Origin of the sequence: Synechococcus sp. R8-2, from assembly GCF_047461715.1 — a bacterium.
Taxonomy (GTDB): Bacteria; Cyanobacteriota; Cyanobacteriia; order Thermostichales; family Thermostichaceae; genus Thermostichus.
Map to the genome: position 1 here is coordinate 1 of NZ_JANSHQ010000588.1, position 918 is coordinate 918.

General features: G+C 61.4%; 1 protein-coding gene. It reads right to left on the reverse strand.

The genetic code is table 11. The annotated features are described in order from the left end of the window. Nucleotides 1-55 precede the first annotated feature (55 nt). Nucleotides 56-918 (reverse strand): anthranilate synthase component I family protein (locus NW819_RS12815; protein ID WP_414413976.1); only part of this gene is annotated, 863 nt, incomplete at its 5' end.

The following is a 918-nucleotide window of genomic DNA, read 5'->3' on the forward strand; positions in this document are numbered from 1 at the left end:
ACTCCGTCCCGCTGACGCGAACCGCAGGGCTGAAGCGCAACTGGGCCAACATCGGCTAGGTCTCCTGCAAACTGGCCACAGCCATTAACATGCCCCGCGCTTTGTTTAGACATTCTTGATATTCCCGCTCCGGATCCGAGTCGGCTACAATACCTGCCCCGGCCTGCAAGCTCACCTGGCCCTGATGAACCAGCAGAGTGCGGATGGTGATGGCGGTGTTCAGTTGGCCGGAAAAGTCGTAGTAGCCATAGGCGCCGGCATAGGGCCCGCGGCGGCATCCTTCCAGCTCATGAATAATCTGCATGGCGCGGATTTTGGGGGCACCCGTAACGGTTCCGGCGGGGAAGGTGGCCCGCAGCAGATCCCAGGCGCTGTACTGGGGATCCAGCCGCCCCACCACGTTGCTGACGATGTGCATCACATGGCTGTAGCGCTCGATCTGCATCAGGTCATCCACCTGCACAGATCCCAGTTGGCAGACCCGTCCCAGGTCGTTGCGGGCCAGATCCACCAACATCACATGTTCGGCCCGTTCTTTGGGATCTGCCAACAGCTCTTGCTCTAACTGCCGGTCTTCCTGAGGGGTGGTGCCGCGGGGGCGGGTGCCGGCAATGGGGCGCACGGTGGCGATGCGGTCTTCTCCCACCCGGCTGAGTTTGACCATCACCTCTGGGCTGGAGCCGATGAGGCAGAGATCCCCAAACTGCAAAAACGCCATATAAGGGGAAGGGTTAATCAGCCGCAACGAGCGGTAGAGGCAAAAGGGATCCCCCGCAAAGGAGACGGTAAACCGCTGCGAGAGCACTACCTGGAAGATATCTCCGGCGCGGATGTAGTCCTTAGCCTGTTCCACGGCTTGGCAGTAGGCTGGGCGGCTCAGGGTGCTGGGGGGGATTTGTTCGCGCCAGCGGGACGGAG